General features: G+C 63.2%; 21 protein-coding genes. 16 read left to right on the top strand and 5 right to left on the bottom strand.

The features are described from left to right. Positions 1-35: 35 nt before the first annotated feature. Positions 36-347: an ASCH domain-containing protein gene (locus ACERJA_RS17925; protein WP_373609593.1), complete on the top strand. Its 312-nt coding sequence runs from the start codon at positions 36-38 to the stop codon at positions 345-347. Positions 348-392: 45 nt separating this feature from the next. Here the strand turns inward: ACERJA_RS17925 and ACERJA_RS17920 are convergent, their stop codons facing one another. Next, positions 393-623: a hypothetical protein gene (locus tag ACERJA_RS17920; protein WP_049889690.1), complete on the bottom strand. Its 231-nt coding sequence runs from the start codon at positions 621-623 to the stop codon at positions 393-395. Positions 624-731: 108 nt separating this feature from the next. Between ACERJA_RS17920 and ACERJA_RS17915 the strand changes: the two genes are divergently transcribed. Then, positions 732-1,754, top strand: a complete 1,023-nt coding sequence (locus tag ACERJA_RS17915) for a low specificity L-threonine aldolase (RefSeq protein ID WP_373609592.1) — start codon at positions 732-734, stop codon at positions 1,752-1,754. A 6-nt stretch (positions 1,755-1,760) separates the two neighbouring features. Here the strand turns inward: ACERJA_RS17915 and ACERJA_RS17910 are convergent, their stop codons facing one another. Both ACERJA_RS17910 and ACERJA_RS17905 read right to left on the bottom strand, forming a co-directional pair. Further along, positions 1,761-1,886, bottom strand: coding sequence for a hypothetical protein (locus ACERJA_RS17910; protein WP_006065214.1), 126 nt, complete (start codon positions 1,884-1,886; stop codon positions 1,761-1,763). Positions 1,887-2,133: 247 nt separating this feature from the next. Then, positions 2,134-2,691 carry a metallophosphoesterase gene (locus ACERJA_RS17905; RefSeq protein WP_373609591.1) on the bottom strand — a complete coding sequence of 186 codons (558 nt, stop codon included), beginning with the start codon at positions 2,689-2,691 and terminating at the stop codon, positions 2,134-2,136. 129 nt (positions 2,692-2,820) lie between these two features. Between ACERJA_RS17905 and ACERJA_RS17900 the strand changes: the two genes are divergently transcribed. Beyond that, positions 2,821-4,992 (top strand): ATP-dependent DNA helicase, encoded by a 2,172-nt coding sequence (locus ACERJA_RS17900; RefSeq protein WP_373609590.1) that lies wholly within the window; start codon positions 2,821-2,823, stop codon positions 4,990-4,992. 11 nt (positions 4,993-5,003) lie between these two features. Here the strand turns inward: ACERJA_RS17900 and ACERJA_RS17895 are convergent, their stop codons facing one another. Together ACERJA_RS17895 and ACERJA_RS17890 are read right to left on the bottom strand one after the other, a co-directional pair. Then, positions 5,004-5,504, bottom strand: a complete 501-nt coding sequence (locus ACERJA_RS17895) for a 2'-5' RNA ligase family protein (protein ID WP_373609589.1) — start codon at positions 5,502-5,504, stop codon at positions 5,004-5,006. A gap of 56 nt (positions 5,505-5,560) precedes the next feature. Continuing rightward, complete coding sequence (locus tag ACERJA_RS17890) at positions 5,561-5,755, bottom strand: hypothetical protein (RefSeq protein ID WP_006065210.1); 195 nt, start codon at positions 5,753-5,755, stop codon at positions 5,561-5,563. Positions 5,756-5,839: 84 nt separating this feature from the next. Between ACERJA_RS17890 and ACERJA_RS17885 the strand changes: the two genes are divergently transcribed. From ACERJA_RS17885 to ACERJA_RS17825, 13 genes are all read left to right on the top strand, one after another. Then, positions 5,840-6,940 carry a helix-turn-helix transcriptional regulator gene (locus ACERJA_RS17885; protein ID WP_373609588.1) on the top strand — a complete coding sequence of 367 codons (1,101 nt, stop codon included), beginning with the start codon at positions 5,840-5,842 and terminating at the stop codon, positions 6,938-6,940. Positions 6,941-7,234: 294 nt separating this feature from the next. After that, the gene (locus tag ACERJA_RS17880; protein ID WP_373609587.1) at positions 7,235-8,431 is read left to right on the top strand and encodes an argininosuccinate synthase; all 1,197 of its coding nucleotides are present in this window, start codon (positions 7,235-7,237) and stop codon (positions 8,429-8,431) included. Positions 8,432-8,433: 2 nt separating this feature from the next. Continuing rightward, positions 8,434-9,942 (top strand): argininosuccinate lyase, encoded by a 1,509-nt coding sequence (argH, locus tag ACERJA_RS17875; RefSeq protein WP_373609586.1) that lies wholly within the window; start codon positions 8,434-8,436, stop codon positions 9,940-9,942. Positions 9,943-10,161: 219 nt separating this feature from the next. Next, positions 10,162-10,326, top strand: a complete 165-nt coding sequence (gene lysW, locus ACERJA_RS17870; RefSeq protein ID WP_005554620.1) for a lysine biosynthesis protein LysW — start codon at positions 10,162-10,164, stop codon at positions 10,324-10,326. A gap of 58 nt (positions 10,327-10,384) precedes the next feature. After that, the gene (gene lysX / locus ACERJA_RS17865; RefSeq protein WP_373609585.1) at positions 10,385-11,263 is read left to right on the top strand and encodes a lysine biosynthesis protein LysX; all 879 of its coding nucleotides are present in this window, start codon (positions 10,385-10,387) and stop codon (positions 11,261-11,263) included. Beyond that, the gene (argC, locus tag ACERJA_RS17860; RefSeq protein ID WP_373609584.1) at positions 11,263-12,312 is read left to right on the top strand and encodes an N-acetyl-gamma-glutamyl-phosphate reductase; all 1,050 of its coding nucleotides are present in this window, start codon (positions 11,263-11,265) and stop codon (positions 12,310-12,312) included. Before lysX ends, argC begins: the two co-directional genes overlap by 1 nt. Beyond that, positions 12,309-13,160, top strand: a complete 852-nt coding sequence (locus ACERJA_RS17855) for an acetylglutamate/acetylaminoadipate kinase (RefSeq protein ID WP_373609583.1) — start codon at positions 12,309-12,311, stop codon at positions 13,158-13,160. Before argC ends, ACERJA_RS17855 begins: the two co-directional genes overlap by 4 nt. Then, complete coding sequence (locus tag ACERJA_RS17850; protein ID WP_373609582.1) at positions 13,157-14,308, top strand: aspartate aminotransferase family protein; 1,152 nt, start codon at positions 13,157-13,159, stop codon at positions 14,306-14,308. Before ACERJA_RS17855 ends, ACERJA_RS17850 begins: the two co-directional genes overlap by 4 nt. Next, positions 14,305-15,375 (top strand): [LysW]-lysine hydrolase, encoded by a 1,071-nt coding sequence (locus tag ACERJA_RS17845; protein ID WP_373609581.1) that lies wholly within the window; start codon positions 14,305-14,307, stop codon positions 15,373-15,375. Before ACERJA_RS17850 ends, ACERJA_RS17845 begins: the two co-directional genes overlap by 4 nt. Positions 15,376-15,398: 23 nt before the next feature. Next, on the top strand, positions 15,399-16,328 hold the full coding sequence (gene argF / locus ACERJA_RS17840) for an ornithine carbamoyltransferase (RefSeq protein ID WP_006065201.1): 930 nt from the start codon (positions 15,399-15,401) through the stop codon (positions 16,326-16,328). Positions 16,329-16,802: 474 nt separating this feature from the next. Beyond that, on the top strand, positions 16,803-18,062 hold the full coding sequence (thrC, locus tag ACERJA_RS17835; protein WP_373609580.1) for a threonine synthase: 1,260 nt from the start codon (positions 16,803-16,805) through the stop codon (positions 18,060-18,062). Positions 18,063-18,244: 182 nt separating this feature from the next. Next, positions 18,245-18,814 (top strand): magnesium transporter, encoded by a 570-nt coding sequence (locus tag ACERJA_RS17830; RefSeq protein WP_373609579.1) that lies wholly within the window; start codon positions 18,245-18,247, stop codon positions 18,812-18,814. Continuing rightward, complete coding sequence (locus ACERJA_RS17825; protein WP_373609578.1) at positions 18,814-19,395, top strand: magnesium transporter; 582 nt, start codon at positions 18,814-18,816, stop codon at positions 19,393-19,395. Before ACERJA_RS17830 ends, ACERJA_RS17825 begins: the two co-directional genes overlap by 1 nt. Positions 19,396-19,452 lie beyond the last annotated feature (57 nt).

Genomic DNA, 19,452 nt, shown 5'->3' with positions numbered 1-19,452 from the left:
ATAGGGTTATTATCCTGTAGCGAAACCGGCTCGGTATGGGCACAATCGACGCGAGCGATCTGTTACCGGCACCACGGCTCCGAACGGCTGCACTCGAGGGCGACGTCACACAGCTCCACCGTGGTGACAAACACGCCTCGGAGGGTGATACCTTCGAGATCGACGACACCACGTTCGAAGTCGTCGACGTCACTGAAGAGCGCCTCGGTGAACTCACCGACGAGGACGCCCGCGCCGAGGGGTCGCCTGATCTCGAGTCGTACAAGCGCCGGATCGAACGGACCCACGACACCGAATGGGATGACGACAAAACGGCCGTGTTGCACCGCTTCGAGCCGCGTTCGTAGCGTTCGGCAGCTGAACACATCTGGGGCTGACGTTTCGATCGACGGTTAGTCCCGATTCGCCAGAAAGATCCCGAGATAGATCGAGGCAACCGCACAGCCGACACCGAGTCCGAACGCGATCGTAAACGGAGACTCGAGTGTGACCTCCCCACCGTCGTCAAGCAGCCAGCCGCTGAAGCCGACGACGAGCAACGCGACGGCCGCGAGACGGAGTACCGAGACGAGACGCCTTCCTTGCGTGTGCCCACTCGAGCCGGTCGACTCGTCTTGGCTCATCGTCGTTTCGAACGGCTCCGGTTCAGTTGTCGGGTGGTGTCGTCCATGCAGTCGTCGTCGAACAGCACGACCGTAAATGGTTCCCTGTCGTCGGCTGTTGGTCAGCATATGATTGATCTCCGCTCGGATACGGTCACGACACCCGACGAAAGGATGCGCGAAGCTGCTCGCACGGCCGACGTGGGCGACGACGTCTACGGCGAGGATCCAACAGTGAACGACCTCGAGGCACGGGCCGCATCGGCGGTGGGGATGGACGCCGCCCTGTACGTTCCATCGGGAACGATGGGGAACCAGATCGCGGCGCGCGTCCACACCGAACGGGGCCAAGAACTGCTCGCAGATCGCAAAAGCCACGTCGTCAAGTACGAACTCGGTGGCCTCGCCCAGCACGCCGGCCTCCAGCTCCGGACGTTCGAGACGGCGCGTGGCGTCCCGTCGCCGGCACAGGTCGACGACGAGTACGTCGCGGCGGACCTTCACCGACCCGGAACCGGACTGCTCTGGCTCGAGAACACGCACAACGCCCGCGGCGGGCTCGCGATCGCCCCCGATCGGATCGCCGGCGCAGCCGACGCGGCTCACGAGCGCGGTGTGCCGGTTCACGTCGACGGGGCACGGCTGTTCAACGCCGCGACAGCGCTCGACGTCTCTGTGACCGACCTCACCGAGCCCGTCGACTCGGTCATGTTCTGTCTGTCGAAGGGGCTCGGCGCGCCGGTCGGATCGATACTCGCCGGCAGCGAGGCGTTCGTCGAACGTGCTCGGCGGACGCGAAAGCTGTTCGGTGGCGGCATGCGACAGGCTGGCCTCATCGCGGCACCCGGATTGTGTGCCCTCGAGAACGTGTCGACGCTCGAGACGGACCACGAACACGCACGGCTGCTCGCCGATGGACTAGCCGACGTTGAGGGGGTCGACGTCCACGCGCCCGAGACGAACATCGTGCTCGTCGACGTCGCTGAAACGGGACTCGAGTCCGAAGCGGTTCTCGAGCGGCTTCACGAGCGAGGCGTGGCCGCATCCGCGCTCGATGCGACGACGATTCGGTTCTGTACCCATCGAGACATCTCACGAGCGGATCTCGAGAACGCAGTTGACGCTGTCAGCACAGTGTTCGACACGGTTTGACGGCCGTCAGCGCATCCCATCTCGGAACTCGAGGATCGTGCGCCGGATCAGCAGATACGAGAAAAAGACCAGCGACAGGAGGATCACCACGACCGCGATGATGACGGGATCGTCGGGGAGGAAACCGAGCATACAAGACCCGTACTGTGCCAGCGCGCAAAACCGTTTCGACCTCGTTCATCTGATACACTGCTGAGAGATCGCGACGCGAGCAGGCGGCGAGACGAGCGAGACGAACGGTAAAACAGCTGTTTCACCTTCCGCTGTGTCTATTCATCTGGCTAACAACGGAGCACATACGTCTCGAACACGGGTCGCCGTCCGCCGTGGTCGAGACGGGATCACCCACGTCGACCCCGCTGACGCCTCTCCTCCTGGGTTACTCCGTGTGATCGGCTGTCGCCGTTCCCGTGACCTCGAACGACTCGACGAGCGTCCCATCCGGTTGGCGGATCTCGCCTTCGAGTCGTGTCTCACCCCCAGTGTGTTCGTCGTCCCCCACCGCCTCGAGGACGGCAAACCCCGGCCGGTTCCCGCGTGGATCGGCGTGGCTGCCGGGGTTTACGAGGAGACAGTCCTCAGTCTCGACGACCGTCGGTCGGTGGCTATGCCCCGAGACGACGACATCGGCGTCCCGTGAGCGGCCGAACATGACGAGTCCCATCTCGCCGCCGTCTCGGCGGTGGGTGACGGCGAATCTGATCCCATCAGCCTCGACGGTACGGGCCGTCGGGAGTCGGTCGCGGACAGCCGCGCTGTCGGCGTTTCCGTGGACGGCGTGGAGTACCGCACACTCGTCTTGAAACGCCTCGAGTGCGGTCGCACTCGTAAAGTCACCCGCGTGAATCACGACATCGGCTTCGCGGGCCGCAGTCAGCGCCTCGCCCTCGAGACCGTGTCCACGGCTGCGATGCGTATCGGAGAAGATTGCAATCATACGATCTGCTACAGGTCGGGGGATGACGATCCTTTCGCCATCGCGTCACACTGTCCCCGTGGGCGGCGGGACCGTCTGGGGATCGGCTGAGACGAACTCTTTTATCGAATGAAGAGCCAATCACGTACCGTGTCCGAGACTGCCGGGTACATGCGCTTTTTCCCGTACGACCAGCCGTACGAGAATCAGCGCGAGGCGATGGATCGCATCCATAACGCGTTGACACGCGGGCAGAACGTCCTCTTCGAAGGAGCCTGTGGAACCGGAAAGACGCTCTCGTCGCTGGTTCCAGCGCTGGAGGTCGCCCGCGAGCAGGACAAGACGGTCGTCATTACGACTAACGTCCACCAGCAGATGCGCCAGTTCGTCGCCGAGGCCCGCGCGATCACCCGCGAAGAACGGATTCGAGCGGTCGTTTTCAAGGGCAAATCGTCGATGTGTCACATCGATGTTGGCTACGAGGAGTGTCAGGCCCTGCGGGATAACACCCGCGCAGTCGTCGACACCGAACGCGACAAACGACAGCTTGAGCGCCGCCAGCGCGAACTCCTCACAGAGAGCCAAGACGGCGACAGCGGTGCAGCCGACGCCCGAAGCGCCGTCATGGACGAACTCGAGTCACTCGAGGAGCGACTCGATGATCTCGAGAAGCAGAACGTCTGTGAGTACTACCGGAACAACCTGACCGAAGACACGGACGACTTCTTCGGCTGGCTGTTCGAAGACGTCCGCACGCCGGATGAGATCTACGAGTACGCCGACAGCCAGCAGCTGTGTGGGTACGAACTCCTCAAGGAGGGCCTCGAGGGTGTCGACCTCGTCGTCTGTAACTACCACCATCTGCTCGACTCGACGATCCGACAGCAGTTTTTCCGCTGGCTGGGTCGCGATCCTGAGGACGTCATCGTCGTCTTCGACGAGGCCCACAACGTCGAAGACGCCGCTCGTGAACACGCCACCCGGACCTGCTCCGAGCGCACGTTCGACTCGGCGCTGGACGAACTCGCGGAGGCCGACGACTCGCGAGCCGAGAACGCCGGCAACGTCCTCTCGGCGTTTCACCGCGCGCTGGTCGAGACCTACGAAGCGTCGTTTGGCTTCGGCGATCGTGAAGCGATCGGCGAGAACTGGACTGATATCTCGATCGCCAACGATGACCGACGCGATGACCTGACACTCGAGTTCCTCCAGCGTTACTCCGGCCGGGGAATCGACGACGACCTCGAGGCCGCGATGGAACTCGGCCAGGAACTCGACGAGCAGTACGAAGAGGCCTACCGTGAGGGCGAAACGGCAACGCGAACGGAGTGTCAAACGCTCCAGGCCGCGGCGTTCGTTAGCGCGTGGCTCGACGAGGGAACGGCCGAGGGGCTGTACCCGGTCGTCGCCGTCACCCGCGATGCCGGCACCGACGAAGTCTACGGCCGCGCGGAGCTGTACTCCTGTCTGCCGCGGCAGGTGACGGGGCGACTGTTCGAGGAGGTCTCGAGCACCGTCCTGATGAGTGCGACCCTTCAGCCGTTCGACGTCACCGAGAGCGTGTTGGGCCTCGAGGAGCCGGTTACGATGGCCTACGGGTTGCAGTTTCCCGCGGACAGACGGCGAACGTACGCCGTCGAGACGCCGCCGCTGTTCGCCTCGGACCGGGACGATCCCGACGTCCAAGAGACCGTAACGGAGACGATCCACGACGCCGTGCGGATGACTCCCGGAAACACGCTCGCGTTTTTCCCCAACTACGGCGAAGCGGGCCGGTATGCCGACCGCCTCGAGCGCCGCTCGGAGAAGACGGTGTACCTGGACGAACCGGGTGAGTCAGTCGAGCGGTTGCGCCAGCGGTTCGTCGCAGACGACGGGGCGGTGTTGTGTACCTCGCTGTGGGGAACCCTCGCAGAAGGGGTAAGTTTCGACGGCGACGACGCGACCACGGTGCTGGTTGTCGGCGTGCCGTACCCGCATCTCGACGACCGAGCCGAGGCCGTACAGGAGGCCTACGACGCGGCCTTCGAGGGAACCGAGACCGGCTGGCGCTACGCCGTTGAGATTCCGACGATTCGCAAAACGAGACAGGCGCTCGGCCGAGTGATTCGCTCGCCGGAGGACGTCGGCGTCCGCGCACTGCTCGACCGGCGCTACTCGCGGACGGCCAAATCCGACCTCGGCAGATACAGTGTCAACAGCACGTTCCCACACGAGGAACGCGAGGAACTGCTCGATATTGACCCCGAGAAGCTGAAGTTCGCGATGCTCAATTTCTACGGTGACCACGACGCCTACGATGGCGAGTCGCCGCGGCCCTAACAGCCCTCGAGTTAGGCTGGCAACGACACCCGACTCACTGGGAGTTTGTACGTTCCATCCCAGAACTCGAGGCCGTTGACCGTCCATTTGATCGGCTCGATTTCGCGGTCGGCCAGTCGTTTCGCAGTCTCGAGGTCGCCGCCGCGGGCCAGCGTGACGTGGGGGACGTAGTCGTCGCCCTCGAGTCCCTCGACGACCTCGAACGCCTCAGTGAGATCGTTGTGAATCGACTCGAGGCCGGGGCTCTCGACGGCGAGATAGACGACGGGGGCTGATCCGAGTGGGGGGTCTTCGAAGTAGTTGATCTCGGTGATCTGGGCCTCGACTGCGGGCGCGCCCTCGAGCGCGCGATGTGCGCGGTGTTGTAACTGGGCGACGTGGTCGGCTTCGCCGAGGCGTTTGAGCAGACACGAGTGCTCCTCACGGACGTGCTCGAAGCCGACGAGATCAGGGTAGAGTTCGTTCGCGAGCGTGCGGACGCGACCGGGGACCGGGACGTTGACGCTGTACACGTGCCTCGCTGTAGGGGTGGTTCGCGTATGAGTGTGCTGATCTGGCGACTTGTGAGTTAGATCCGATCGACCAACCAGAGGACGATCAGGACGGCGATCGCAAGCTGGACCAGCAAGAAAAACGGGCCGAGCAGGCTGGCGAGTCCGCTGACCAGTGTCTGGAGGATCTGCAAGACCAGTAAGACGGCGACCAGTCCGAGGACGATTTTCAGAAGTGTTTCGACCTCGAGTTCGCCACGCGTGTCGAGCATACCTTCATGTAGGCGTGACTGTCTGAAAAATACACCGTTACAACGTCGCAAAGCATATCTGGACGGCTACGGCATGTGATTGTAATGGATGTAAAGGGGCTTTGGGCCCTGGTCTGGGTGCTCGTGGGTATCGGGTGTGCGCTCGCGTTGCTGCCGGCCCTTTCGGCTGGGGCCGCTGGCACCGCCGGTGCACAGGGTGCACTGATGCAGGAGTCATCCGATGAGAGCGACCGGCTCGCCCAAGCAGACGATATCCACATCGATATCTTCGTCTCCGAAAACGGGTCGGCCACGTTCGCCATCGAATATCGCTTCGAGAACAACTCCGATGGCACGTGGGAAGCGCTTCAGGAGGATGTCGAAGCGAATCCGGAGGCGTACGCCGACAGCCAAGAAGCCCGCTGGAGTGAGGTCCTGGCTGAAGGGGTAAACGCGACGGAGAGAGACGAGATGGAGATCTCGAACGTCTCCGTTGGGACGGATACGAGCGCTGCACCGCGAGATATCGGCCGTGTCGAGGTTCGCTTCGAGTGGTCGAAGTTCGCGTACGTCGAACTGAATCGAATCGAGGCAGGCGACGCACTCGCAGGATACACTCTGTCGCAGAACACCTCGCTACAAATAATCGCCCCCGAGGGCTACACGATCGAGGAGACCGCTCCCTCACCGGAGGATGTCGGCGAAGACTACGTCTACTGGGACAGCGATGGCTCCGAGTTTTCACCCGACCCACCCCTTGTCGTCATGATCGAAGAGACGAACGATGACGGACAGCCGACTGAAGCGACGGATGGGCCGTCGATGCCGTGGCTTGCTGTGCTGGCCGCGCTTGCCCTGCTAGCGACCGTTGGCGCTGCTGGCTGGTTGCTCAAACGGAACCGAGACGACGCGGCGACGACCAGCAGCGGCGGTATGACCCCGCCGGTTGCCGATGGCTCGAGTGCAGCTAATGGCTCGAACGGGCCGTCATCCGACCTGCTCAGCAACGAAGAACGCGTTCTGCAACTGCTCGAGGCCCATGGTGGCCGGATCAAACAGCAGGCAGTCGTCTCAGAACTGGACTGGACTGAAGCCAAAACGAGCCAAGTCGTCGGGAGCCTGCGAGAAGACGACGAGATTGAGGTCTTCCGGATCGGTCGGGAGAACGTGCTCGCGCTTCCCGACGAGGACGAAGCGGAGACGTAGCCGTCACGTTGCTCGCTATTCAGCAGGATTTAATACAGAGGACTGCCATTCCCCCACCAATGAGTCTCACCGTCGGAACCACGAGTTCGGTTTCCGGTACCGACGGGACTGCTTCTCCGCGGCGACGACGGCGACGGCGGGCCTTTGAGCCCGACCTACATCACACCCCACGTCACCGGATTGTTCCACTATCCCAGAAACGCCAAATTTCCTGTTAGCAGCCGCTCTGTCCTTAATTTACGCAGTTAAAATCAATGTCCTTAAGTCCCTCCTGCTGTTTCACTCGAGTACCATATGACACGCGTCGCACTTGCGTTCTCGGGTGGGCTTGACACGACTGTTTGTGTCCCGCTGCTTGAGGAAGAGTACGGATACGACGACGTTATCGGCGTCACGGTAGACGTCGGCCAGCCGGCTTCAGAGTTCGACGAAGCCGAAGAGACTGCCGAGGCACTCGGCCTCGAACACTACGTCGTCGACGCGAAAGAAGAGTTCGCAGACCTCTGCCTTGAGAGCGTTCGCGCGAACGCGACCTACCAGGGCTACCCACTCGGGACGGCACTTGCCCGCCCAGTGATCGCCGAGGCAATTCTCGAGGTCGCAGAAGAACAGGGCTGTACCGGCATCGCCCACGGCTGTACGGGCAAAGGAAACGACCAGCTGCGTTTCGAAGCTGTCTGGCGTAACTCCGACCTCGAGGTCATCGCCCCCGTGCGTGAACTCGGTCTGACCCGTGAGTGGGAACAGGAGTACGCCGCCGAGAAAGACCTCCCCGTCGAGGGTGGCAGTGGCGGCGACTGGTCGATCGACACCAACCTCTGGAGTCGCTCCGTCGAGGGCGACGACCTCGAGGACCCAAGCTACGTCCCACCGGAGGACATCTACGCCTGGACGCAGGCCCCAACCGGCGAGACCCAGGAGATCGACATCGAGTTCGAGCAGGGTCGTCCCGTCGCCGTCGACGGCGTCGAGTACGAGCCCGTCGAGCTCATCGAGCACCTGAACGAGGTCGCTGGCGCCTACGGCGTCGGCCGTACCGACTCGATGGAAGACCGTATGCTCGGGCTGAAGGTTCGTGAGAACTACGAGCACCCCGCAGCGACGACGCTGCTCAACGCCCACGAGGCGCTCGAAGGGCTCGTCCTCACGCAGGAAGAACGTGAGTTCAAGCAGCTGATCGACCAGAAGTGGTCCAAGAAGGGCTACGAGGGCCTGATCGACGCCCCGCTCGTCGGCGCACTCGAGGGCTTCATCGACGAAACCCAGAAACGCGTCACCGGCACCGTCACGATTCGCTTCGAGGGTGGCCAGGCTCGCGCCGTGGCTCGCGACAGCAAATTCGCGGCCTACTCGGCTGAACACGCCTCCTTCGACACCGAAACGGTTGGGAAGATCACCCAGGAAGACGCCACCGGCGTCGCGAAGTACCACGGCTTCCAGCGCCGTCTCGCAAACGAAGCGATCGCGGCGAACACGGACGAGGACGAATAACAATGACTGAGGAGAGCGCTCACGACGGGCCGACCGAATCCACACTGGAAACCGACGGAAGCGGCATCTCGGGTGACGAAGGTGTCGTCCGGCGGGACCGATTCAGCGGCGGCCCCGCCCGGAGCTTCCTCTCCTCGCTTGCGGCTGACGAACGGATCTTCGAGGCCGATATCGAGATCGACCGCGCACACGCCATCATGCTCGCCGAGCAGGACATCATCGGCGACGACGTTGCGGGCAAGATCCTCATGGCACTCGATGCGATCGAAGTCGACGGCCACGCCTCCTTGCCCGACGGCGAGGACGTCCACGAGGCCATCGAGACGGCCGTCATCGAGGGGGTCGGCCCCGATGGCGGGAAGATGCACACCGCACGCTCGAGAAACGACGAGGTCGCGACCTGCATCCGCTATCGCCTGCGTGAGGACGTCCTCGAGGCGATCGAGACAACGCTCGCACTGCGCGAGTCGCTCGTCGAGGTCGCCGCCGAGCACACGGAGACGATCATGCCCGGCTACACGCACCTCCAGCCAGCCCAGCCAACGACGGTGGCACACTGGGCGCTGGCGTACGAAGGCGCGGTTCGTCGCGATACGGAACGCCTCTTCGATGCCTACCAGCGGATCAACCAGTCGCCGTTGGGTGGGGCCGCATTCGCCGGCACGACGTTCGACATCGACCGCGAACGCACCGCCGAGTTGCTCGGCTTCGAGTCGGTTGTCGAGAACTCGATGGACGCCTCCTCGAGTCGCGATTTCTTGCTCGAGACGACCCAGGCGCTGTCGACACATGCGACGACGCTGTCCGGGCTGGCCGAAGATATCATCATCTTCGCCAACCGTGGCTTCGTCGACCTTGCCGACGACTACTCCTCGACGTCGTCGATCATGCCCCAGAAGAAAAATCCCGACACGCTGGAACTCGTTCGCGCGGTCGCGGGCGATGCGGCCGGCAGCGTACAGGGGCTGACGACGACGCTCAAAGGGCTCCCCCGTGCGTACAACCGTGACCTCCAGCGTGCGACGACCCACGCCTGGGAGACCGTCGACGCGGTGACCGAAGCCAGCGAAGTCGCGGCCGGGGCCGTGGCGACGGCCGACTGGAACGCAGAGACGCTCGCGGCAGAAGCTGGCGCGGGCTTTTCGACGGCGACCGGCGTCGCTGACCTGCTTGCGGCGAATGGGTTGCCGTTCCGGACGGCACACGAACTCGTTGCGATTGCAGCGGAGAGTGGAGCAGACTACGACGCGATCGCGGCCGCTGCCGAGGAGGTGCTCGGTGAACCCCTCGAGTCAGTCGTCGACCCCGATGCCGTCGAGGCCGCCCTCGATCCCGCCGAAAGCGTTGCGAGCCGTGACTCACAGGGTGGGCCCGCTCCCGAGGCCGTCGACCCACAGCTCGAGGCGGCTCGCGATGCGCTCGAGGCCGACAACGAAACGCTCGAAGTGACCGACGACGCACTCGAAACAGCTCGTCAGACGCTTCGCTCGGAGGTAAACGGCTATGTTTGAGCCTGTACACCCCACAGTGGCGAACCGTTCGGTTGCTCGAGTGCGACCCACGATTTCGCGGCGGTCCCCGTCAGGGGACAAACTACCAACTCCATGATACGGAAACCGTAATCGGCTGGAAAACAGTACTTTCACTCCATTAGACGATACTGCGCTTCGTGTATATCTCTTGATAAGTTCGAAGGGTTTAAGGGTTATTGGCTCCCAGTTGCAGGTACAATGACCGAATGCGTCGAGTGTGGGGCGGAAGTGTCCCTGCACGATGATCTGGAAGTGGGAGAGATCGTTGACTGTACGACCTGTGGCGCAGAGCTTGAAGTCGTCGACACCGAGCCGCCAGTCCTCGAGCGAGCCCCCGAGCTCGAAGAGGACTGGGGTGAGTGACCTTGCACACGGTCGCGACTACCTTGAGCCCTGAGCTCACACACCAGGGGTGGTTCGCGTGAACGTAGGAATACTCTATTCCCGGATTCGCAAGGACGAGAAGCTCCTGCTCAACGAGCTTCGCGAGCGCGACCACGAGGTCGCAAAGATCGACGTCCGCAAGCAGACGTTCGACATCAGCGAGGCCCCCGAAGCGTTCGCTGACCTCGACATCGTCGTCGATCGCTGTCTCGCCACGAGCCGCAGCCTCTATGCCACGCAGTTTTTCGAGGCCTACGGCATCCCCGTGGTCAACAGCCACGAGACAGCCGACATCTGTGCGGACAAAGTGAAAAACAGTCTCGCGCTCGAGCAGGCAGGCGTGCCGACGCCGGCGACCAAGGTCGCGTTCACCAAAGAGACCGCGATGGAAGCCATCGAAGACTTTGGCTACCCCTGCGTGCTCAAACCCGTCGTGGGATCGTGGGGCCGCCTGATGGCCAAGATCGACTCGCCGGACGCCGCCGAAGCCATCTTAGAGCACAAGGCCACGCTCGGCCACTACGAGCACAAGGTGTTCTACGTCCAGGAGTTCGTCGAGAAACCCGGCCGTGACATCCGCGTGCTCGCGACCGATGGCGAGCCGATCGCCGGCATGGTCCGTTCGTCGGACCACTGGATCACCAACGCCGCCAAAGGCGCGGAGACGGACGTCTTCGAGCCAGACGAAGAGGCTATTGAACTCGTCGAAAAGGCCAGCGACGCCGTTGGCGGTGGACTGCTCGGTATCGACCTGATGGAGACCGAAGACGGCTATACTGTCCACGAGGTCAACCACACTGTCGAGTTCAAAGCCCTCGACGGCGCCGTCGACACCGACATCGCCGGCACCGTCGTCGACTGGCTTGAGCAGAAGGCAGCCGACGCTGCCGAGAACGAACTCGAGGTGAGCGCCTGATGGCAGCCACCGAAACCGCTACTGCGACCGTCATCGGCGGCTCGGGCTTTACGGGCGGCGAACTGCTGCGACTGCTCGCCGGCCACCCGAACGTCGAGATCGCCGAAGTCACGAGTCGATCGAAAGCCGGCAAAAGCGTCGGCTCCGTCCACCCACCGCTGCGCGGCACGGACCTGCGCTTTACCGAACCCGAGGATCTCGAAAGCGTCGATGTCCTCTTTGCGGCGACGCCACACGGCGTCTCGATGGGACAGATCGACGAGTTCTTCGAGATCGCCGACACCGTCGTCGACCTCTCGGCTGACTTCCGGCTCGATACGGAAGCACAGTACGACGAGTGGTACGACGGCCACAGCGCACCAGAGTATCTCGAGAAGGCGGAGTACGCCCTGCCCGAGATCAACCGTGAGAACCTCGCGGGCGCGGAGCTGATCGCCGGCGGCGGCTGTAACGCCACCGCGACGATCCTCGGCCTCTACCCGCTGTTCGACCAGGGGATTCTCGAGGGTGGCGAGCAGGTCGTCGTCGACGTGAAAGTCGGCTCCTCCGAAGGCGGCGCCGGCGGCGGCGAGGCCTCGAGCCATCCCGAGCGCTCGGGCGTCGTCCGTCCCTACGCGCCGACGGGTCACCGACACGAAGCCGAAATCGAGCAGTTCCTCGGCACCTCAGTGGCGTTTACCTGCCACGCCGTCGATATGATCCGCGGCGCGAGCGCGACGAGCCACGTCTTCCCGTCGGGTCCCGTCTCGAAAGGCGACCTCTGGAAGGCCTACCGCGGCGCCTACGAGGACGAGCCGTTCGTCCGCATGGCTGCCGGTGGCTCCGGCGTCTACCGCTACCCAGAGCCGAAGTCGGTCGCGGGGACGAACCTCGCCGAAGTCGGCTTCGAACTCGACCCCTCGAACAAGCGCATCGTCGTCTTCTCGGCGATCGACAACATGATGAAAGGCTCGGCGGGCCAGGCAGTCCACGCCGCCAACATCGCGCTGGGCTTCGAGGAGACGGCCGGACTCGAGTTTGCGGGGCTGCACCCCGTGGGGGCACCATGACGACCGTCGTCAAAATCGGCGGCGCACGCGCCGTCGATCCCGAAGGCGCACTCGCGGACGTTGCGAGTCTCGTCGAGGATGGCGAGGACGTCGTACTCACCCACGGCGGCTCAACCGCCGTCGACGAGACGCTCGAGGAACTCGGCGAGGAGCCGACCTACGTCGAGACTCCTGGCGGCGTCGTCGGCCGCTTTACCGACGATCGTACCATGGACGTCTTCAAGATGGTGATGCCCGGCAAGCTCAACACCGATCTGGTCGAGAGTCTCCAGAACGAGGGCGTCAACGCAGTCGGCCTCTCGGGCACCGACGGCAAACTGCTGGAAGGCAAGCGCAAGTCAGCCGTCCGCGTCAAAGAAGACGGCAAGAAAAAGATCAAACGCGGCGACCACTCGGGCACAATCGAGTCGGTCAACGCGGATCTGCTCGAGACCCTCCTCGAGGGTGGCTACACGCCTGTCGTCTCCGTCCCGGTGCTCGGCAAGGAGAAAGACGGTGGCTACACGGCCGTCAACGCCGACGCCGACCGCGCCGCTGCGGCGGTTGCCGGCGCACTCGAGGCCGACCTCGTGCTCCTCACGGACGTCTCCGGCGTCTACGAGGACCCCGACGACGAGTCGACAAAAATCGATTCGGCGTCGACTCCCGAGGCGTTCGAGACCGTCAAATCGGCTGCGGAAGGGTTCATGACGAAGAAAGTCATGGCCGCAGAGGAGGCGCTGACGGGCGGTGCATCCTCGGTCGTCGTCGCTGATGCGAACGCAGACGAACCGATCTCGAGTGCACTCGCTGGCGAGGGAACGACCCTCGAGCCCGGCGTCCTCAACACTGAGGAGGCTGCACAATGAGCGACCATGACTTCATCTCCGGCAGCAAGCCGATCCCACTCGAGCGCGGCGAGGGATCGTCCCTCTACAGCACTGACGGGACAGAGTACCTCGACGCGGGCGCGAGCTACGCGTGTACGCCGCTTGGACACAGCCACCCGGCTGTCGTCGATGCGGTACAGGAACAGGTCGGCCAGCTGACGTTCGTCGACTCCTCGTTCCCGGTTCAGTCCCGCGAGGATGCCTACGCAGCGCTCGTCGCGTCGACGCCCGACGGGCTCGACTCTGCGTGGTTCTGTAACTCCGGCACCGAGGCCAACGAGGCCGCACTGAAGTTCGCTCGCTCGGCGACCGGCAACTCGAAAATCATCGCCGCCACCCGGAGCTTCCACGGCCGGACGATGGGCTCGCTCGCGGCGACCTGGAAGGACAAATACAAGAAACCGTTCGAGCCGTTGGCCGGCGACGTGGAGTTCGTCCCCTACGGCGATGGCGAGGAACTCGCCGACGCCGTCGACGACGAAACTGCAGCCGTCATCTTAGAGCCCATCCAGGGCGAAGGCGGCATCAACGTCCCGCCAGCGGGCTACCTCGAGACCGCCCGTGAGGCAACCGACGAGGCCGATGCGGCGCTCGTCTTCGACGAGGTCCAGACCGGCATGGGACGGACGGGTTCGATGTGGGCCTGCCAGAACGCTGGCGTCACGCCCGACATCCTCACGACGGCGAAAGGACTCGGCAACGGCCTGCCTATCGGTGGCGTCGTGGTCGCAGACTGGATCGCCGACGGCGCGGCCTCACACAACGCCACGTTCAGCGGTGGTCCCGTCGTCACCGCGGCGGTCCACGCGACGATTTCGACGCTGGTCGAAGAGGAGTGGCCAGCCCACGCCGCGTCGATGGGCGACTACCTTACGACCGAACTCGAGGCCAGGCTCGGTGACGAGATCCGCGAGGTCCGCGGCGAGGGCCTGCTTATCGGCATCGAGTTGAAGCGAGGAGCAAATCGTGCCGCCCGTGACCTGGCGATCAACCACCAGGTGTTGGCGCTGCCGGCGGGTCGGACCGTCCTGCGCCTGCTGCCGCCGCTGGTGCTCGACCAGGAGGAGGCAGACCAGCTCGTCGACGCACTTGGCGCGGTTATCGCACCCGACGACCCTGAATCATGAGCGCGAGCACGAGTGAACCGGCGGATGTCTCGCTTTCGGACGCCCGGGAGCTGCTGGTCGACCTCGTTTCGATCCCATCGCCGACCCGCGAGGAGCGCAAGGCGGCCAAACGGCTTGTGGACTTCTTCGAGGCCCACAATCGTGAGGTCTGGATCGACGCGGTTGGCAACGTCCGCGCACCAGCAGACGATTCCGTGTTGCTCACGTCACACATCGACACCGTGCCAGGGGATATCCCCGTCGAGGTCGAAGAAACCGGCGACGACGAGGTTCTCTGGGGTCGTGGCAGCGTCGACGCGACAGGCCCCCTCGCCGCGATGGCGGCCGCCGCCGTCCGCACCGGCGTCTCTTTCGTCGGCGTCGTCGGCGAGGAAGTCGACTCGAAGGGATCGCGCTATCTCGTCGCCGACAGAGACGACGCACCGAACGCCGTCGTCAACGGCGAACCCTCCGGAACTGATGGGATTACGCTCGGCTACCGTGGTCTCATCGCTGGCACGTACGTCGCAACCAGCGAATCCGGCCACACCTCCCGGCCAGACCCGAACGCGATCCAACACGCCGTTCGCTGGTGGGCTGGCGTCGAAAAACAGTTCGAAGGTGGCGAGTACGAACCCGTCTTCGAGCAGGTGACGACCAAGCCCGTGGACATCGAAGGCGGTGTCAGCGAGGACGGTCTCTCCGTCGAGGCGACGATGGACGTCCAGTTGCGCGTCCCGCCTGCACTCGATGTCGAGACCGTTCGCGAAGCCGCGGAAGCCGAACTCGAGGTCGGAACCGTGACCTGGAAAGACAAGGTTCCGCCCGTGATGATGAGCCCGCGAACGGAGGTCGCTCGAGCGTTCCGCGTCGCCATCCGTAAGGAGGGCAAAGAGCCACGACTGGTGCGCAAGACGGGGACCAGCGACATGAACATCTACGCGGGCGCGTGGGACTGTCCAATGGTTACCTACGGCCCCGGCAACTCCGACTTAGATCACGCACCCGACGAACGACTGTCGCTGTCGGAGTTCGACAAGTCAGTTGCCGTCCTCGAGCGTGTCTCGCGGACGTTGAGCGAAAACTGAGCATACAATTTTCATATACAACAATGACGACAGAGACTGACGATACACAGCCGAGACATTTCCTCGACGTCGACGATCTCACCGAGACGGAACTGCTCACGGTCCTCGATCGGGCCACAGCGTACAAACGCGCTGTCGAAGCTGGCGACGACCATGCTGATCTCGAGGACCAGACCCTGGGGATGCTCTTCCAGAAGGCGAGCACCCGTACCCGTGTCTCCTTCGAGACGGGGATGACCCAACTGGGCGGCCACGCGATCTTCCTCGGGGAAGACGACATCCAACTGGGTCGTGGCGAGCCGCTAAAAGACACCTCGCGTGCGCTCTCGCGGTACGTCGACGCCGTGATGGCCCGCGTGTTCAAACACGAGAACGTCGAGGTGCTCGCGGAGTACGCCGATGTCCCCGTCGTCAACGGGCTGACCGACGACGCCCACCCCTGCCAGACGCTCGCGGACCTCCAGACGATCCGTGAACAGGAAGACGGCTTCGATGGCGTCTCAGCGACCTGGATCGGCGACGGCAACAACGTCGCTCAGTCGTTCGCACTCGGCTGTGCGCTGACCGACATCGATCTGACGGTCGCCACACCCGAGGGCTACGAACTCGACGACGAAGTGCTCGAGCGTGCCCGCGAGCTCGGTGGCGATCCGACGACGACGACGGACCCGATCGAGGCGGTCTCGGACGCCGATATCATCTACACCGACGTCTGGATCAGCATGGGCCAAGAGGACGAACGCGACGTTCGAATGAACGACTTCGAGGGCTTCCAGGTCGGAGCCGACCTGCTCGAGTACGCCCCCGAAGCGTCGATTATGCACTGTCTCCCTGCCCACCGCGGCGAGGAGATCACCGACGAGGCCATCGAGAGCGACCAGTCGATCGTCTTCGATCAGGCCGAAAACCGGCTCCACGCCCAGAAAGCCGTATTGAGCTGGTTGCTCGAGTAAGAACCGCGAGCGACGCGAGTGGCTTTTTGATCCAGATTTGTTCGTGAGCGGTGAGTGGAACGAACCCGAGCGAAAGAAGGTGGGCTGTAAAACCGGCTCCACGCTCAGAAGGCGGTGTTGAGCTGGTTGCTCGAGTGTGTTGTCCGCGTTCGACGCGATCTGCTGCTCACCGTCCACGCTGTTAAGCTGGGTGTTATTTCTGGTATGGAATGGTTACCGTGTTGAACAGTGTGGGACAGTTATCAGAGTGTTCGACATCGGATCCCATCAGCATGTCAGTTCGGTTGCTACTCGCGACGGTCATCCTGCTGTTGGGTCCTGCAGTATTGCTTGCACTCATCGTTGTCTGAGCAGACACGGCTGTCGGAGCAGCAGCATCGAGTATGGGCGGCATCGGAACCGACTGCGGGTCAGTCACAAGGGTGACCGGCGAATCCACGTCCTTTTTGCCACTGCCACACCTCTCGGCTGATAATGAGTCTCAGCCTGTCCGCAGAGCAGCCGGCCGTTCCCGACGTCGCAGACGATGGCGTCTGGCTCGAGTGTATCGAGTGTGGCGAAACGTTTGCGCCGTTTGACGACGTCCGGTACACCTGCGACGAATGTGGCGGCTTACTCGAGGTCCGCTACGCAGACCTGCCGACGTTCGACGATTTCGAGGGGCACGGTGTCTGGCGGTATGCCGCCGCGTTGCCGTTCGAGGCGGGTGTCTCCATTCAGGAGGGAGCGACGCCGCTGTATGAGGTGCCCCGTCTCGAGGACGAGATCGGCATCGAAGCGCTGCGAATCAAACACGAGGGGATGAACCCGACTGGCTCGTTCAAAGACCGAGGCATGACTGTCGGTGTTCAGGTCGCCAAAGAACTCGGCGTCGGCCGACTGGCCTGTGCGTCGACGGGGAACACGAGCGCTGCGCTGGCCGCCTACGGCACTCGTGGCGATATGGAGACGCTCGTGCTCTTGCCTGCGGGCAAGGTCGCAGCCGGGAAAATCGCCCAGGCGAGTCTGCACGACGCGCGCATTCTCGAGGTCGACGGTAACTTCGACGCCTGCCTCGACATCGTTCAGGAACTGGCCGCCAAAGGCGAGGTGTACCTGTTGAACTCGCTGAACCCGTTCCGGCTCGAGGGCCAGAAGACGATCGGCCTCGAGATCCTCGAGGGCTTTCTCGCCGATTACGACACCGTCCCCGACCGAATCGTCCTGCCGGTGGGTAACGCCGGGAACACCTCGGCGCTGTACAAGGCGTTCCGCGAACTCGTTCAGGCGGGCGAACTCGACGAGGACGACGTCCCCAAGCTGACGGGCGTGCAGGCCGACGGCGCTGCGCCGATGGTCGAAGCGATCGAGAACGACGCCGACGAGGTCCGACGCTGGGACGATGTCGAGACGCGTGCGACGGCGATCCGGATCGGGAACCCCGTCAACGCACCGAAAGCCATCCCCGGTATCCGTGAAACCGGTGGCACCGCCGTTGCCGTCTCCGACGAGGAGATCACTGACGCCCAGCGAGCCCTCGCCCGCGAGGGGATCGGCGTCGAACCTGCCTCCGCTGCCTCCGTCGCTGGCCTTCGAAAACTCCGTGCATCGGGCGTCGTCGACGACGACGAACGCGTTGCCTGTCTCACGACCGGCCACCTGCTCAAAGACCCTGACGCTGCGGCCGCTGCCGGTGGCGACCCCGAACCCGTTCCGGCTGACACGGACGATATTCTCGAGCACCTCCAGCAGTAACGAACGCACCGTCTCGAGGAGCCGACTGTCGCTTCCATCTCGTTGATTTCCGACGATCGCTTCATTCTCTTCAACAGACACCTATCAGTGAACTCGAAACGATCTCGTCGGAATTCACCGGTAGCGACTGCGGAGACATTCGTTCCCGGTACGTTTAACTTGCAACTGAGTAATGCACTGATATGAGCGTTCGCAGTGACTTCTGGTCGATCTATCGGGAGGCACTTCCTATCTTGTTCATCGCACTCGGTGGCGGACTCTTCGCTGGAATCGTCCTTGAGGGGATGGTCGAGAGTATTGAACGGTTTCCTGGTCTGTTCGTGATGATTCCCGTCTTCCTCGCGACAAGAGGGAACGTCTACGGGGCTCTCGGAGGACGAATCGCCAGCGGGCTCCACCAGGGGTTGATCGACCCTCGATTCGAGTGGGACGATCGTCTCGTCAATGCAATCCTCGCGTCGTTTATCAATGGGATCGGGATTTCCATCGTCATCGGGGTCGTCACCTGGGTCGGCCTCCTGATTCTTGGCTGGGAGGTCGCAGCCCTCTATGAACTCGTCGGGATCATGTTGATTGCGGGGATGCTGACGTCGGTCATCATGATCTTCGGCCTGCTTGGGCTGATCTTCACCGGCTACAAGTTCGGCTACGACCCAGACAATCTCGTCGGCCCGATCGTTACGACTCTCGGTGACATCTTCGGCATGCTGTTCATGCTCTTTGCGGTCGGCCTCGTCGAGGTGATCGTCTGATGGTCGTCCCGCAGGGCTCGCTTGGGACGTGGGACTGGAAGTCGATCGTCAGCAATATGTTTCCGCTGTTGATCGTCCTCTCGATCATCGTCCTCTGGGCGGGCGTTACCCTCGAGAGCGCCGAAGAGATGCTCGAGGAGGTCGCTATTCTGGCGGTGATGGTCCCCACGATGGTCGACATGGGAGGCAACCTCGGGGCGATTTTGAGTTCGCGGCTCTCGACACGATTCCACCTGGGGACGACGGAGCTCGATCCACGGGATCGGGTGCTGTGGGCGAACGTTGCGGCGGTCCTCGCACTTGCGGCGACGATCTTTACGGCGCTTGGTATCGGGGCCTACCTGATCGGGGTCCTCTTTTTCAACAGCGCGATCGGGCTCGCCACGCTGTTGTTCATCTCGCTCGTCAGCGGGATGTCCGTCGCCGTTATCGCGATCGTTTTCAGCTTCGCCGCGACCTACGGCTCCTACAGACTGGGGATCGACCCCGACGACACGACGATCCCCATCGTCACCAACGTCGTTGACGTCTTCGGGATGGTCATCTTTATCGGCGTCTCGGCACTGGTGCTTGGCTTCTGATCTGCCGGCCATCACCGACATCCGCGAGGCCATCGCTCGGCGACGAACTGTGAAACA

This window comes from Natronorubrum sp. A-ect3, assembly GCF_041821125.1.
Taxonomy (GTDB): domain Archaea; phylum Halobacteriota; class Halobacteria; order Halobacteriales; family Natrialbaceae; genus Natronorubrum; species Natronorubrum bangense.
This window is presented reverse-complemented; position numbering and strand designations above follow the sequence as displayed.